The 14,201-nt window shown below is 43.6% G+C and carries 10 protein-coding genes; 2 read left to right on the top strand and 8 right to left on the bottom strand.

The annotated features are described in order from the left end of the window. Position 1: 1 nt before the first annotated feature. On the bottom strand, positions 2-1,645 hold the full coding sequence (locus IEV89_RS11805) for a ShlB/FhaC/HecB family hemolysin secretion/activation protein (RefSeq protein WP_229746456.1): 1,644 nt from the start codon (positions 1,643-1,645) through the stop codon (positions 2-4). Positions 1,646-2,355: 710 nt separating this feature from the next. On the opposite strand from IEV89_RS11805, the gene IEV89_RS11800 reads away from it, so the two are divergent. Together IEV89_RS11800 and IEV89_RS11795 are read left to right on the top strand one after the other, a co-directional pair. Beyond that, a complete protein-coding gene (locus IEV89_RS11800) occupies positions 2,356-3,096 on the top strand; it encodes a carbonic anhydrase (protein ID WP_188473706.1) in 741 nt (246 codons plus the stop codon). 634 nt (positions 3,097-3,730) lie between these two features. Beyond that, on the top strand, positions 3,731-4,651 hold the full coding sequence (locus tag IEV89_RS11795; RefSeq protein ID WP_188473705.1) for an alpha/beta hydrolase: 921 nt from the start codon (positions 3,731-3,733) through the stop codon (positions 4,649-4,651). Between the two features lie 92 nt (positions 4,652-4,743). Here the strand turns inward: IEV89_RS11795 and IEV89_RS11790 are convergent, their stop codons facing one another. The 7 genes from IEV89_RS11790 to IEV89_RS11760 form a co-directional block, all read right to left on the bottom strand. Further along, positions 4,744-5,838: a GDP-mannose 4,6-dehydratase gene (locus IEV89_RS11790; RefSeq protein WP_188473704.1), complete on the bottom strand. Its 1,095-nt coding sequence runs from the start codon at positions 5,836-5,838 to the stop codon at positions 4,744-4,746. A 138-nt stretch (positions 5,839-5,976) separates the two neighbouring features. After that, positions 5,977-7,131: a glycosyltransferase family 4 protein gene (locus tag IEV89_RS11785; RefSeq protein WP_188473703.1), complete on the bottom strand. Its 1,155-nt coding sequence runs from the start codon at positions 7,129-7,131 to the stop codon at positions 5,977-5,979. A gap of 22 nt (positions 7,132-7,153) precedes the next feature. Then, the gene (gene cpsG / locus IEV89_RS11780) at positions 7,154-8,533 is read right to left on the bottom strand and encodes a phosphomannomutase CpsG (protein ID WP_188473702.1); all 1,380 of its coding nucleotides are present in this window, start codon (positions 8,531-8,533) and stop codon (positions 7,154-7,156) included. A 172-nt stretch (positions 8,534-8,705) separates the two neighbouring features. Next, positions 8,706-9,797, bottom strand: a complete 1,092-nt coding sequence (locus tag IEV89_RS11775) for an acyltransferase family protein (protein ID WP_188473701.1) — start codon at positions 9,795-9,797, stop codon at positions 8,706-8,708. A gap of 356 nt (positions 9,798-10,153) precedes the next feature. After that, complete coding sequence (locus IEV89_RS11770; protein ID WP_188473700.1) at positions 10,154-11,569, bottom strand: mannose-1-phosphate guanylyltransferase/mannose-6-phosphate isomerase; 1,416 nt, start codon at positions 11,567-11,569, stop codon at positions 10,154-10,156. 61 nt (positions 11,570-11,630) lie between these two features. Next, the gene (locus IEV89_RS11765; RefSeq protein ID WP_188473699.1) at positions 11,631-12,608 is read right to left on the bottom strand and encodes a polysaccharide pyruvyl transferase family protein; all 978 of its coding nucleotides are present in this window, start codon (positions 12,606-12,608) and stop codon (positions 11,631-11,633) included. Between the two features lie 16 nt (positions 12,609-12,624). Further along, positions 12,625-14,157: an MATE family efflux transporter gene (locus IEV89_RS11760; RefSeq protein ID WP_188473698.1), complete on the bottom strand. Its 1,533-nt coding sequence runs from the start codon at positions 14,155-14,157 to the stop codon at positions 12,625-12,627. Between the last annotated feature and the right edge of the window lie 44 nt (positions 14,158-14,201).

The following is a 14,201-nucleotide window of genomic DNA, read 5'->3' as shown; positions in this document are numbered from 1 at the left end:
CTCAATACTGCCAGTTAAGGTTAAAGCCCAGCGAAACCGGATTGGTTTTGAAACCCTCAGGTTTGGAGAATGGCACGGCGGCAAACAGGTCATAGCCTGTTTTAAATGCTGAACCACGAATGCCGATAGCGCCCCCGGCCAGATGGTTACCCACCAGATATTGCGTGCCATTGCCGCCGACTTCGCCGTAGTCAACGCCCAGATAGAGTTCCTGCGCCGGAATCGGCGTGGCCCAGGCGATATCATTGCGCACGAACCAGCCGCGGTCGGCATTCAGCGTGCGTTCGCCATCAAAACCGCGCACCGTCCAGCGGTTGCCGATAGCAAACTGATCCTGCGGCGTCAGCGGTGTATTACTGAACTGACGCTGGTATTGCACGTTGTAATGGAATTTTTGATTAGCCAGCGTGAAGGGGATATTGAGCTGAGACGAAATTTGTACGATTTTGCTCAGTGCCGTGGCGTCGCCGAAATTTTCTTCAGGCGCAGGCATCGCACCGAACCAGCGGGTGCCGCGCTGGTAACTGATGCCCGCATCCAACGTGGCCTGAGCAATATAGTGGCGATGCTGCAGACCCACGCGCCATGCCGAGGTGCGGCGACGCTGTACCTCGACTTCCGTATCATCGATGTAGTTTTTCGACTCGCGGGCCAGCACATCGTAACTCAGGGTGGTTTTCTGGCTGCCGCTGCGATGCAGAACGCGGCTGACCTGGAAATTGACGCTGCTGCTTTTACCGCTGTAGCGGTAATCACTGTTCAGACCAGCCACTGTTTGGTGGTAGTTATAGCTGTTGGCCGTGAGGCCAAACATCCAGTATTCGAAAGGTACGGAATAGTGACCCGTGATGTTATCCGAGCCTTTTCCGCCTTTACTCTCCAGGCTGCTGCTGCCGGAGAGATAGAACAAGTCGCTGAGCGAGAAGGGATTATCCAGTGACAGCGTCAGGCCGCCCTGATAGCGCCCGGTGCTGCGGGTGCCGGAATCATCCAGCGAAGCGCCCACCCGCCACATGCGTTGCTGTTGCCAGTGCAAGGCAATATGACTTTCCCCCGGCTGGCTGCCGGGCAAGATTTCCATGTTGGCTTGCACCGTTGGCAACCGCTGTAAATTCTCCAACCCCTGTTCGATGTCGCGCAGATCTAACAGCTTGCCTTCATGGGCGGGAAACGCGCTGTACAACGTGATGTAGTGACCGCTGTCCGGCGTCAGTTTTACCTGCCGGACATGACCCGGCACCACGACCAGTTTAAGTTCGCCACTGTTGAGATCCTGCTGCGGAGCCAGCACGCGGGTAGTGATGTAGCCGTGATCCACCAGGCGGTTTTGCAACGTGCTCATCAGCAGGTTAATGCCTTTCCCGCCCAGACAGTGGCCCAGCGCCTGATTGCTGATCCGCTGCAATGGCAACCAGTACGGCAAAGTGTCAGTGCCGGAAAGTGTGACCTGAGAAATAGTAAAGCACGGGGTTTCCTGCGGGAAAATGATGCGGCCAAAACTATCAGAAGGCGGTGAAAGGCGAACGTCAGGTGCGTTGGGGGTCAAGCGTTGCTCTAATGCCCGCTGTTGCTCCTGCTGATGAATAAGCTGCCGGTCACCGGCGGTCAGGGCTCGTTCAGGGTTATTCCCCGCAACATTCGGCACCGCTGAGTTAATCAGCGGGGGCGGAACCTCCGGGGCGGCAAACAAAGGCAATGACCATAATGCCAGCAGGGCAAAACATGGGCGGAAACGCGCTAGATTAGCATGGTAAATCACTACATATCCTTATGTATGGAAAGCAAAAACATCCCTTTTATGTCTTAATTATTTTCATAAACTTACATTTTCCGTACAAAATTTCAATGAAATGGTCAGGGACTATACAAAAAATTTTAGAATTGAGATGGGTCGGTAATCCCCCTTCGTGTGGATTGCTCTACAGCTTAGTTTGTAACCTAATCAGAGGTGGGGTCTCCTTCCGATCGGGGGGCCATGAGTCGGCCAATTAAAGAAGCGTAATAGTTAATTTCAACAGGAAAAAACCATCGCTGATACTGCTTATCCCGCGAGCCAGACTGACCTTAGATATCCTGTGCCTGAACGACACTTTAAGCCCAGACCGGTCATACGCATTATTCCGGTACCACCCAAAAAAATGCCGGGTCTGCCGGGCACTGATAGCGCCTGTATGACCATAATCCGTACATTAAACAAAATGGCTGACAGCAAGATCGGTTATCTACATCAGATATATTCAACAACGCCTCGCGGTGATGGGGAGTCAACACTATTATTAGGTTGAAGCTGTGATTTCTCTAACTGTAGTATTGAAATAACATCTTTTAAATCAATTTCATATAACGGAGAATGTTATGAATGATAACCAACCAACTCAACCCTCACGTCGGACAATCTTGAAACAAACACTTGCTGTTTCGGCCCTTTCGGTCACCGGACTGGCGGCCTTATCGGTGCCGTCCATCTCTTTTGCCGCATCACTTAGCAAAGAAGAACGTGATGCTATGACACCGGATGCGGTCATTGAACATTTTAAACAAGGTAACCTGCGTTTCCGAGAAAATCGCCCGGTGAAACATGATTATCTGGCGCAGAAACGCAACAGCCTCGTGGGCCAGTATCCTGCTGCGGTGATCCTAAGCTGCATCGACTCACGTGCGCCTGCGGAAATTGTGCTGGATACCGGGATCGGTGAAACCTTTAATTCCCGTATTGCGGGTAATATCAGTAATCGCGATATTTTAGGCAGCATGGAATTCGCCTGTGCTCTTGCCGGCGCAAAAGTGGTGCTGGTTATGGGGCATACCCGCTGTGGTGCGGTACGTGGCGCTATTGATAATGCTGAGCTGGGTAACCTGACGGGCTTGCTGGATGAAATTAAACCTGCGGTTGGAAAAACTGAGTACAGCGGGGAGCGTAAAGGGAGCAATTACGATTTTGTTGATGCAGTGGCCAGGACAAATGTCGAACTGACCATCGAAAATATCCGTAAAAACAGTCCAGTACTAAAGCAGCTGGAAGACCAGAAGAAAATTAAAATAGTGGGCAGTATGTATCACCTTGCTGGCGGAACGGTTGAGTTTTTCGAGGCATAACGGCAAGGGGCCGGATTCGAAAACAAGGCGTTTCGCATTCCATTAAGCGACCATTAAATTTTTTCTCGGATGCTAATCTCTGTTTTGGGTGCACTCAAGGAAGACACGGCAATGAAACACTCTCCCTGTCTTATTTATAAGTGTTGAAACCAAACTTACGAGACAGCAATAAACAAGTATATAGAGTCAAAAAAGATATTTTTTCATTTGTAGTGATTGTGAGCTGGCGATAATGAAATGCGAGCCACTACACATAGTATGGCGCGTTAAGACGAAAGGGGTCACTTCGCCTGGTGAACGGGCTTCCTCTTGATTGAGGGGAAGCCCGTTAGAGCGAGGGTTCCTAGGTGGACCCTGCGCAGATCGGTGAGGCTATGGCCATGAACCGGGCATTAAACAAAATAACGCATCCAGGCATGCCAGAAGGGATACGGATTGTCTGAGAAAATGACTAACAGGACGATCTGTTATCTACATCCCATGTATTCAACCACGCCCAATATGACCTATTGAGGTGTCTTTTTTATGCCTGCTCTCTGAGTTTTCTGCTATTTCCGTACCTGGCGCATTTTGCTAATCTCAACACTCGATAGTCTTCACGCCTCTAAAAACATTCGCTGAAGGAAACGATCTTATGGCATTGGAATCCGCCATCGCCGAACTTGTTAACGCGTTTATCGCCGCAGGTCGTCCGTCATCGCGCAGTCAGACCTATGAAGCGCGCCGTGCCGGATATATTGCCAGCACCGTGCTGGCGGGCGATATCGAGCGACGGGTGAACGTTGAAGATATTGTCATCGAGGGTATTTCATTGCGGGTCGTCTCGCCTTTGAATGCGGAAGGGATATTGCCTGCGGTGATCTATTATCATGGTGGCTGCTTTGTCAGCGGTGGTTTTGCGACGCATGATAATCAGCTTCGGCAGCTCGCTTTTTTGAGTGGTTGCAGGGTCATTGCGGTGCAATACCGTTTAGCTCCGGAACAGACTTATCCGGCTGCTCATGACGACGCTGAGCTTGCCGCAAAACTTATCGGGTCACATGCCGAAGCGCTTGGCGTTGACCGTCGCCGTATCACATTAGCGGGCGATAGCGCCGGTGGACATATTGCTCTGATAACGGCTCTGCGCTTACGTGATGCCAGGCAATGGTTGCCTCAGCAGCTGGTCCTGATTTATCCGATGCTTGATGCCACGGCCTCATTCGACAGCCATAGACATAACGGTGCGGATTACGTGCTGACCAGCGATACGCTGCTCAGCGGTTTCGACGCCTATTTTCCTCAGACTGACTTCAGGCACCCAGAAGCCAGCCCGCTATGGCGAGATGACTTCTCAGGATTGCCGCCGGTTCATATTATCACCGCCGAATACGATCCATTGTGTGACGAAGGTGAAGCGCTGTTTGCCCGCCTGACGGAGCAGGGCGTCAATTGCAGCGCTCAGCGTTATCTCGGTGTGATCCACGGTTTCTTCCAACTGGGGGGGATCAGCCAGACGGCGCGTAATGCGATGCGTGATATCGCCGGACGTGTCAGTGGATTGGGCATGCCATGATGATGTTCACTTGTTCGAGGCTGTTATTGGCCTGAACGCACGGTTCAGGCCGTACATGAACCCAATCGGCAAAAGCCTTAAGATCAGCCCTCTTATCCATACACTTTTTGTCGCGCGAGTTCCTTCGCGGAGGCTAAATCAGCTTGCACCATCTCGATCACCAGGTCTTGTAACGATGTTTCTGGTACCCAGCCCAATTTATTGCGTGCTTTGGTTGGGTTCGCAGGCACTTTGCATTTTTCCGTAGGGCGCATATAGCGAGGATCAACGGCCACCACCACATCCCCGACTTTTAACGCTGCGGCAATCGGACTGATGATCGCGGCAATCACCCCTTTTTCATCCACGCCCTTGCCGACAAAACGAAGCTTTATTCCCAACTCCAGTGCGGCAAACGTCACAAACTGCCGCACGGTATACTGTACGCCAGTGGCAATAACGTAATCCTCAGGTTTATGCTGTTGCAACATGGACCACTGCATTTTGACGTAATCTCGGGCATGCCCCCAATCGCGCTGCGCATTCAGGTTACCTAAAAGAAGGCATTGCTCTAGGCCCTGAGTAATATTCGCCAATCCCATAGAGATTTTTCGGGTCACAAAATGTTCGCTGCGGCGCGGCGATTCATGGTTAAAAAGGATGCCGTTGCAGGCATACATACCAAAAGTGTTACGGTAATTAACGACCGTCCAAAAATCGGAGACCAGCGCAACGTTTTCCAGCGGACAGAGGTTAGACATCACCATTTCACTGATGGTCATACCGTTAACCAAGCTGCAAAGTTTTGAAGGGGAAGCATGGTAGTAACGGGTTTTATGTTCTAAACCCTGAGAACGGATGGCGTCCAGCATTCTCAGGGCGCTGATGCCGTCCGCCGCTAAAGAATGATGCGAGCGTATACACTCAGCATTGGCATGACTAACCCTTCCCAGATTATAAATTTCGTCTGGGCGAAGCATCGCTAATAAATCATTCAGGCTAGAAGCATCAGACAAGTTTTCATCATGAATATGCAAATTGGGGGATTTTATACAGAACTCATTATAGAAGAATTCCTCCTGCCCATTCGCGACTAAAGGAATATGTCGATTAATACCGTGGACTGTATAGCCTTTCTTTAATAATAGTTCAGACAAATAAGAACCATCTTGTCCAGCCATACTGATAATAAGTGCAACTTTAGACATATATGACCCTTAATTACAATTGATAAACGCATCGCAACAGATGCACGATTAGAATTGTAAGGTTATTCAGAATAACTAAGTACAACCCAGAGGTAAGATGTGAAATAGAACAATGCCATCATGTTTTCGAGTGGTAGCTTAATAAGCTATTTTTTTACTTTCAGTAAAATCATTCCATTTTACTTTGATATATTCGTCCAACTCACGATGAAAACGTTCAGCAGAAAATCTCAACGCGTTATCGCGACAGTCATTCGGATCAATAGACTCTCTAACCAGCTCAAATTGTTGGACAGCCTCTAATAGTGATGCAACGCTCTGTTCCTGGAAGAATATTCCCGTAGAGTGAGACTCACCGTAGGGCCTTATCGTTTCGAGCGCGCCGCCTTTACCAAAAGCAATCACTGGCGTACCACAAGCCTGTGCTTCTACCGGCGTAATGCCAAAGTCCTCTTCAGCGGCAAAGACAAAGGCCTTGGCGCGCTGCATGTGACTCTGCATGACGTCATCAGGTTGATACCCAAGGATCTCAATATTACTGCCTGCTTTCGCTTTGATTTTGGCCATGTCAGAACCATCGCCGATCACAATCAGTTTTTTATCCGGCATCTGACTAAAAGCTTCAACGATCAGGTCGATACGTTTGTAAGGCACCATACGAGAAGCGGTGAAATAAAAATCCTCTTTCTCTTCTTGCAAGGTAAACCGTTCGACATCCACAGGCGGGTAAATAACATCAGCATCTCGCCCATAAACTTTTTTTATTCTGCGGGCAATGAATTGTGAATTTGCAATGAAATGGTCGACCCCGTTAGCCGTCCGGTAATCCCACATTCTGATTTTGTGTAAGAACCATCTTGCCAGTTTACCTTTTAAACCTTTATTTAAGCCTGATTCGCGAAGATACTGATGCTGAAAATCCCATGCGTAACGTATAGGAGAGTGAACATAGCTGATATGAAGCTGATCCGGACCGGTCAGCACACCTTTAGCCACGGCATGACTGCTGGAAAGTACGATGTCATGCTTTATCACATCAAGTTGTTCAATCGCCAGCGGCATTAACGGCAGATAACTTTGGTATTTTGTTTTTGCAAAAGGTAACCGCTGAATAAAAGAGGTGGTTGATTTTTTTCCATTGAATGATTTTCTTGAATCATCGGATAAAAAATCCACCACAGAATAAATCTCAGATTCTGGGTATATATTGATAAATTCGGCGATAACTTTCTCAGCACCTGCAAACGTCACTAACCAGTCAGCGACAATCCCAACACTCACACCGTGTGACATAATGAACACCCCATGATTTTTATTATTCCTGGCACAGAATCGACAGGATTCTTTGAGTTTGCTCTTGCATTAATTTTACATCAGCTCGAGACTCTACATTCAAGCGTACAACAGGTTCGGTATTTGAACTGCGCAGGTTGAAACGCCACTCTTTGAACTCAAGGCTAATGCCGTCGGTATGATCAACGTGCAGCGCATCGGTTTCATATCTCGATAATACCCGGCCAATAGCCTCTTTTGGCTGAGGAATAATACTGTTAATTTCTCCCGATGCCGGATAAGCCGTGATCCGGTCATTAATCATGCTTCTCAATGATTGACCTTTGACAAGCAGTAATTCAGCAACCAGCAGCCAAGGGATCATACCGCTGTCGCAGTAATAAAAATCGCGGAAATAATGGTGGGCACTCATTTCACCGCCGTACACGGCATTTTCCAGCCGCATACGCTCTTTAATAAAGGCATGCCCTGTTTTAGACATGACCGGTACTCCGCCAGCCTGACTGACAATATCGATAGTATTCCAGCTTAAACGGGGGTCATGGATAATTCTGGAACCCGGGTTTTTTTCAAGAAAAGCCTCTGCCAGCAACCCAACAATATAGTAACCTTCAATGAAATTACCCATGTCATCGAAAAGAAAACACCGGTCAAAATCACCATCAAAGGCAATGCCCATATCAGCCTTGTGTTTGATGATGGCATCAGTTGTATCCTGGCGACATTCCGGTAATAACGGATTCGGGATACCATTAGGGAAATGACCATCAGGCTGATGATGGACTTTGATGAACTCTACGGGGAGGCCTGCCTGGTTAAACCGTTTTTCAATGGCATCAACAACATGACCTGCCGCACCATTACCAGAGTTAAATACTAATTTTAAAGGACGCGTAAAGTTTTCAACGTCTATAAAACTGAGTAGCTTATCAATGTAAGCCTCCAGAACGGATGCTTTCTCATAAGTCCCACGTTTTGCTTCATCAATGACGTCAAAGTTGTTCGCTTCAGCAAGACGTTGTATTTCGAACAGGCCGGTATCGCCGCTAATGGGTTTTGATTCCTCACGAACCAGCTTCATGCCGTTGTAGTTCATCGGATTATGGCTGGCAGTAACTTCAATGCCTCCATCAAGACAGAGATAAGAGGTGGCAAAATAAATCTCTTCGGTCCCGGTAAGACCAATATCAACCACGTCCGTCCCCGAGTCTTGTAAACCCCAGGCCAATGCCAGTTTCAATGCTTCACTGGTTAAACGGACATCACCACCTAATACCATTTTTGTAGGCTTTAAATATTCGCCATAGGCACGGCCAATTCTATAAGCAATATCTTCATTTAATTCCGTGCCCAACTCACCTCTGATATCATATGCTTTAAAACACGTTAATTTCCCAGACATGTTTCCTCCCCAAATTAACAATGACTATAATGGTCTTTAATATGATTGATGCTGTCTTTTCGCCAGTGCTCGCAGTGGAATACGCACCGTGCTTTCCAGGTAATACTCTGAGCCGAGAAGAATAAAAATCGGCTGCTGTCGCTATCACGGATAGCATGTAAACCTTGTCATTTTAGATGAAGCTATTCTTCCTCGATGGGATGAATTTTCTGTTAATAACAAACTGTATCTTTCTTTCTATAAAGTAATAACTTAAAACCCCAATAACAACTGAGGTGAAAATTGTTACAACACCGGCAATGAATAAAATTGGCAGAGAGAAGTTAAATGTTTTACATACAACACCATATCCCATGACAACGAAACCATGGCTTAGGTACAATGAATATGAAGCATCACCTAATACGCTAAATGCTTTATAGTTTGAACCTTTGGCGAAAAATAATAGAAATAAACCGACTGATAATAACCCCATGGCTATTTCCTTATATTCTTGCGCAACGCCACTGAACACAAGGAGATAAAAACAAACAATACAAGCGATGACGGATAGGTAGATGGGGAGATTTTTAGAATAAAACTCTAGTATTACACTTTGCCATTTATATATGGCCATCCCTAACACAAAAAAGTAAAAAATCTTAGAGGACATGAAAAAATCCAACGCAGGAAGCGTTGTGGCTGAATTGTTTCCAAGAAAAATAACAAAGCTAAATGTCAAAGCTAAGATGAATATAGCCTGGGTCTTTTTTACGTTCAGGAAAATTAGCGCGGTAAATAATAAGTAGTAGAACACCTCATATATTAACGTCCATCCCTGGCCAAGAACAGGGTTGATTTTATTTGGAGTGCTATCAGAATATGGAAAAAGAAAATATGATGCAACTATCTTATTTAAAGAGTAATCATGTTGTTTCAGTGCTAATCCAGAAAGCCAAACAATGATTAGCAATGTTAGCCATATCCAATATGCAGGATAGATTCTCAATGCTCTTTTCTTTAAAAATAACCAGGACTCTTCTTTATTCCAGCTTTTATTGAAAGTGGTAAAGGACATAATATAGCCACTAACAATAAAGAAAATATAGACACCCACTGTTCCTATTCCCTGGATATTGCTAAGTATGTCACCCGTTAACCCCGGGAGATGGTGATATATATTAAACTGTGTGATGGTGTGGTCGAAAACCACGAACAGTGCAGCCGTCGCTCTTAACGCTTGAATGCTATAATTTTTATTGGTGCTATCCCGACTATTATTCATTCTAACCTCGATATAACAACTGTACACGAGAATATAAGGAAGGAAATATCTCGCTTATTTTAAAAAAATAAAGAATAGCCACGAATTGTATAAGTGGTAATTATATTGAAATTATAACAATAGGGTGGTCATTGGTGTATAAGAGCCATCGTTAGTCATTAAAAGCATCAAAAGATAAAGGATTAATCGTCAGCGGGACATAGGTCAAATAAATATTAAAAAAAGCGCCCCATATTAGTAGGGCTCACTAATCAAACCATTATTATGCTGGTATTAATTTTATTCGGGAAACGTGATATTATTTATACACCAATAGAACGTGTTAATTGACTTTAGTCATCTATAGGCACCCATCATCAATGACCATAGTGATCTTTCAGCCTAATAATGTCATCTTCGGCCAAATAAGAACCAGACCCAATTTCCAGTAACTCCAAAGGGATTTTTCCTGGGTTCGCAAGCATATGGACAGCACCGATAGGTATAAATGTTGATTGATTTTCAGTGAGAAGGAAGGTGTTATTTTCCAATGTCACTTCAGCCGTACCCGATAGCACAACCCAATGCTCAGCTCTGTGCAGATGTTTCTGTAATGAAAACTTGCCCCCAGGTTTTACCGTAACTCGGTTCACATGATAACGAGGCGTTTCTACCACTTTATCTTGATGCCCCCAGGGACGATATGATTCGCGATGTAACTTATATTCACGACGCTGGTTGTTTTTAAGATATTCTACGACTTTTTTAACATCTTGAACTTTTGATTTATCGATGACCAGAACAGCATCTTTAGTATTAACTATGACTAAATTATCGACACCAATAGCGGCTACTAATTTTTCATCGGTATTGATATAGCAATTATTCGTACTATGTGTAAAAACATCACCAGTGATGCAATTACTTTCTGTATCTTTTGGGTTAACTTCCCATAGAGATGACCATGAGCCAACATCGTTCCAACCTGCATCAAGAGCAATGACAACTCCTTCAGCTGTTTTTTCCATCACAGCATAGTCAATCGACTCGTCAGGGCAAGCGAGGAAAGCCTCTTTATCAACGCGTATAAAGTCCTGGCAAGCGTCTTTTTCAATATTAGAGAAAGCATTCTGACAGGCATCGAGTATATCAGGGCGATATTTCGCTAATTCATCTAAGTATGTTTTGGCTCTAAAGATGAACATGCCGCTATTCCAATAATACTCACCGCTTGAGATATAATTGTTAGCGGTTTCAAAATCCGGCTTCTCAACAAATCGGTGCACATCAAACGCCATTTTATTTTCACCCAGTGGCTCCCCACGCTGAATGTAGCCATAACCGGTTTCTGGTCCGGTAGCCACAATGCCAAAAGTGACGAGTTTTCCTTGGTCGGCATAAGGAATGGCATTCGTGATGGCCTGATGAAATGCATTTTTATCTGCGATAACATGATCTGCTGCCAGGACGAGTAACAGTGGATTCTCACCATGAGTTGTTGCGCTAAGTGCTGCTAAAGCAATCGCTGGTGCAGTATTTCTTCCAACCGGTTCTAGAATGATATTGCCTGCAGCTAAATCTAGCTGACGCAATTGCTCTGCGGCTAAAAAACGATGTTGTTCATTACAAATGAGAATAGGTGGAACGATCTTTAGGCCATCAAGACGAGAGATCGTTTCCTGGAGCATAGATTTATCGCCATTCAGGCGTAAATATTGCTTTGGGTAGAGTTCTCTCGACATTGGCCATAACCGACTACCGGTTCCGCCGGCCATCACTACAGGAATAATCATAAGTTCACTCAATGTATATATGCATTAATAATAAAATTTTACACATAAGATAGTTATCTAATTAAAGTGTAAAATCTTGGCATTTTTTGATCAGATCGTTAGCAAAAGGGACATGCAAATCTTTATTTTTAAGAACTGTTCTAATGTTGATTTTTTCGCCGGAAAAAGAGAAGTTGCACTTTGAGTTACCTGAACTATCAACATCGATACGATTGAAAAAATCGAATAAGCCATCGAAACGGCAGTTGTCGACTTTGGTTTTAAAGCCACCATTGACAAAAATAACAGGAGTCCCCATAGCTAAGCAGGGTAACGCAGTGTGAATTCTTGATGTAACCACAAATCGTGCGGACGATAATCGTTTTAAATATTTATCAGCCATTTCAAATCCAACATCTGCATTAATATACGGAACCATTTGGTCAATATATACTGCTCTATTCAAGACATCCTCATCAAAATATTTTTGCAAAACATCACGTTTAACAGACAACTCTTTAATTCTACCATTAAGAATACGTTTCCCTAATCGTAGTGGTTGTTTGAGAAGCTGCTTCATAGATAAAGAATCATGCATAATATCAGCAAAAATCACCTCGTCGCTGATATTTTTTCTTTTATAAGTGTGGCCAAGAGTAAGTGTCATGCATCCTGAGTAATAAGCATCAACACCTTTTGCACGAAGTAAATCTCTTGTGTGATTATCCCTACACCCAATAGGCTGGTGTTTTTTGAAATGTTCAATAACTTCCGGTCTGAAAATACGGTCTATTATTGAAGAGTTTAAATGAACAGATACATATAATGGAGTGATTTTATTTGATGGCGGGAAGTTTTCTGGGTTTGCCATATACCATGCATTCATAATCATCTTAATACTTTCATCATTATATAAATGCATGCCCTCGCGAGTTACATGATGATTTACTTCTGGGAGAAATTGTTTTGCTGCAGTACTTTGAACATAATCTCCCAGATTTAAAAGGTTCTGCTCTTTAAATTTCCCACCTTCATATACAATAACACCATATTTGTTCATTTTTCACCTTAATAATTTAACTAAAGAATTTTTTATATAAAAAATTGGTTTTCTGTTTGCAAAATGTCTTTTCATCATTAGAAAGCACAATTATGTAGAAAAGAAAAATAATAGTAAAACTTGATATCAGTAATAATACAAACAGTCCCACAAAACTTTCAGGTAAAAACATGTTTGCGTAGTAAATTGAAACAAATGACAATAATGAAACAAAAATCAATCGTGAAAGAATGTTAAAAACATATTCTTTCACGTTAAAGCTAATTAAGTATCCTAACATATTTAATCGATATGCTAATAAAAACACAGTACTACTAACCCGGGCCATCACCACGACATACAATGGACAATGGCTGTAAACAAGTAAAAATGCGAGAGCTAAGTTGAGGAGTATAATTACACTGATTGTGATTTGATAACGTTTTAACTTACCCACAGCATATATGGCAGTAACAAAGGGTCCAGAGATACAATCGATGAGAACATACAGGGTAACCACACGCACGAGTGATACTAAATATTCTGGTACGGTACCAAGCCAAACAGAGAGAATAAACTGTGTGTCAGCAAACAGAGGAACAACCGCCAACAAAACTAAAGCAAATGATAGCTTGCTTGACTGACCAATTAATTTTTTTAGATACTCTAAATCACCCGCAGCATATGATTTAATGATTTGTGGGTTAAATGCCGTCTGAAAGTTCCCTGTAACTCGGTTAATAGCGGCTAAAACCTGGTCTGATAAACCGAGAGAAGCATTAGCAATGACACCAAAGAAGATATTTACTAAAATTGCGATCCCTTGAGATAAAGCAACAACGCTCATGGAACCCATTAATGTCCAACTTGAAAAAGAAAACATTTCCTTTAAAATTTTCTTTTCTATTTTTAAATTTAATTTGCAAATATCAAATTTTTTAACGCAAAATGTAAAATAGCAAAGAAAAATAAATAAATAGCCACATAAAACCAGAACGCCGTAAGCTTTTAATTTGTCACTAAAGTCAAAGTAGGTTAATAAAAAAACAATAAACCAGCGTTGAAATGCGTCCAGAATACCAATTTTTGCATAAACCTCCATTCGCTCACAGGCTATTATTGAAGCAATATAGGGGGTTTGTATGATCTGTACCATCAATGCCAAAAGTGAAAATTGGAAAACCCAACTTACATCCTGGATTCTATCTGGCGGTATACTTAAATGAGTATTCACAAACCAAAGGCCAATTGTCTCACCAGCCAAAAATATAAATAGTGCAATGGCGACATGAACGAGGATGCTGGTATTAAATGCTTTGTTAGTCCAGGAAATATCATTCTTACCCAGACCCATGGAAAGAAAACGTTGGGTTGCCAGTGTGGTGACATTCTGAATAAATCCGAAAAGAACGATCACGCCAGCGATAATACTATAAACACCGAGATCTTCCACACCTAAGGCGTGAAGTAGAATTCGTGATGTATATAAAGAAACGACCATTATCATGATCATTCTTGAGTAAAGCATCAATGTATTTTTTGCTATTCTCTTATTGTTAGCGTTAGACAATTTCACTTACCTTTATATCTTGCGATAATGTAGTTAACAGGTCA

The organism is Hafnia psychrotolerans (assembly GCF_014639435.1).
In the GTDB taxonomy this organism is placed as follows: Bacteria; Pseudomonadota; Gammaproteobacteria; order Enterobacterales; family Enterobacteriaceae; genus Ewingella; species Ewingella psychrotolerans.
This window is presented reverse-complemented; position numbering and strand designations above follow the sequence as displayed.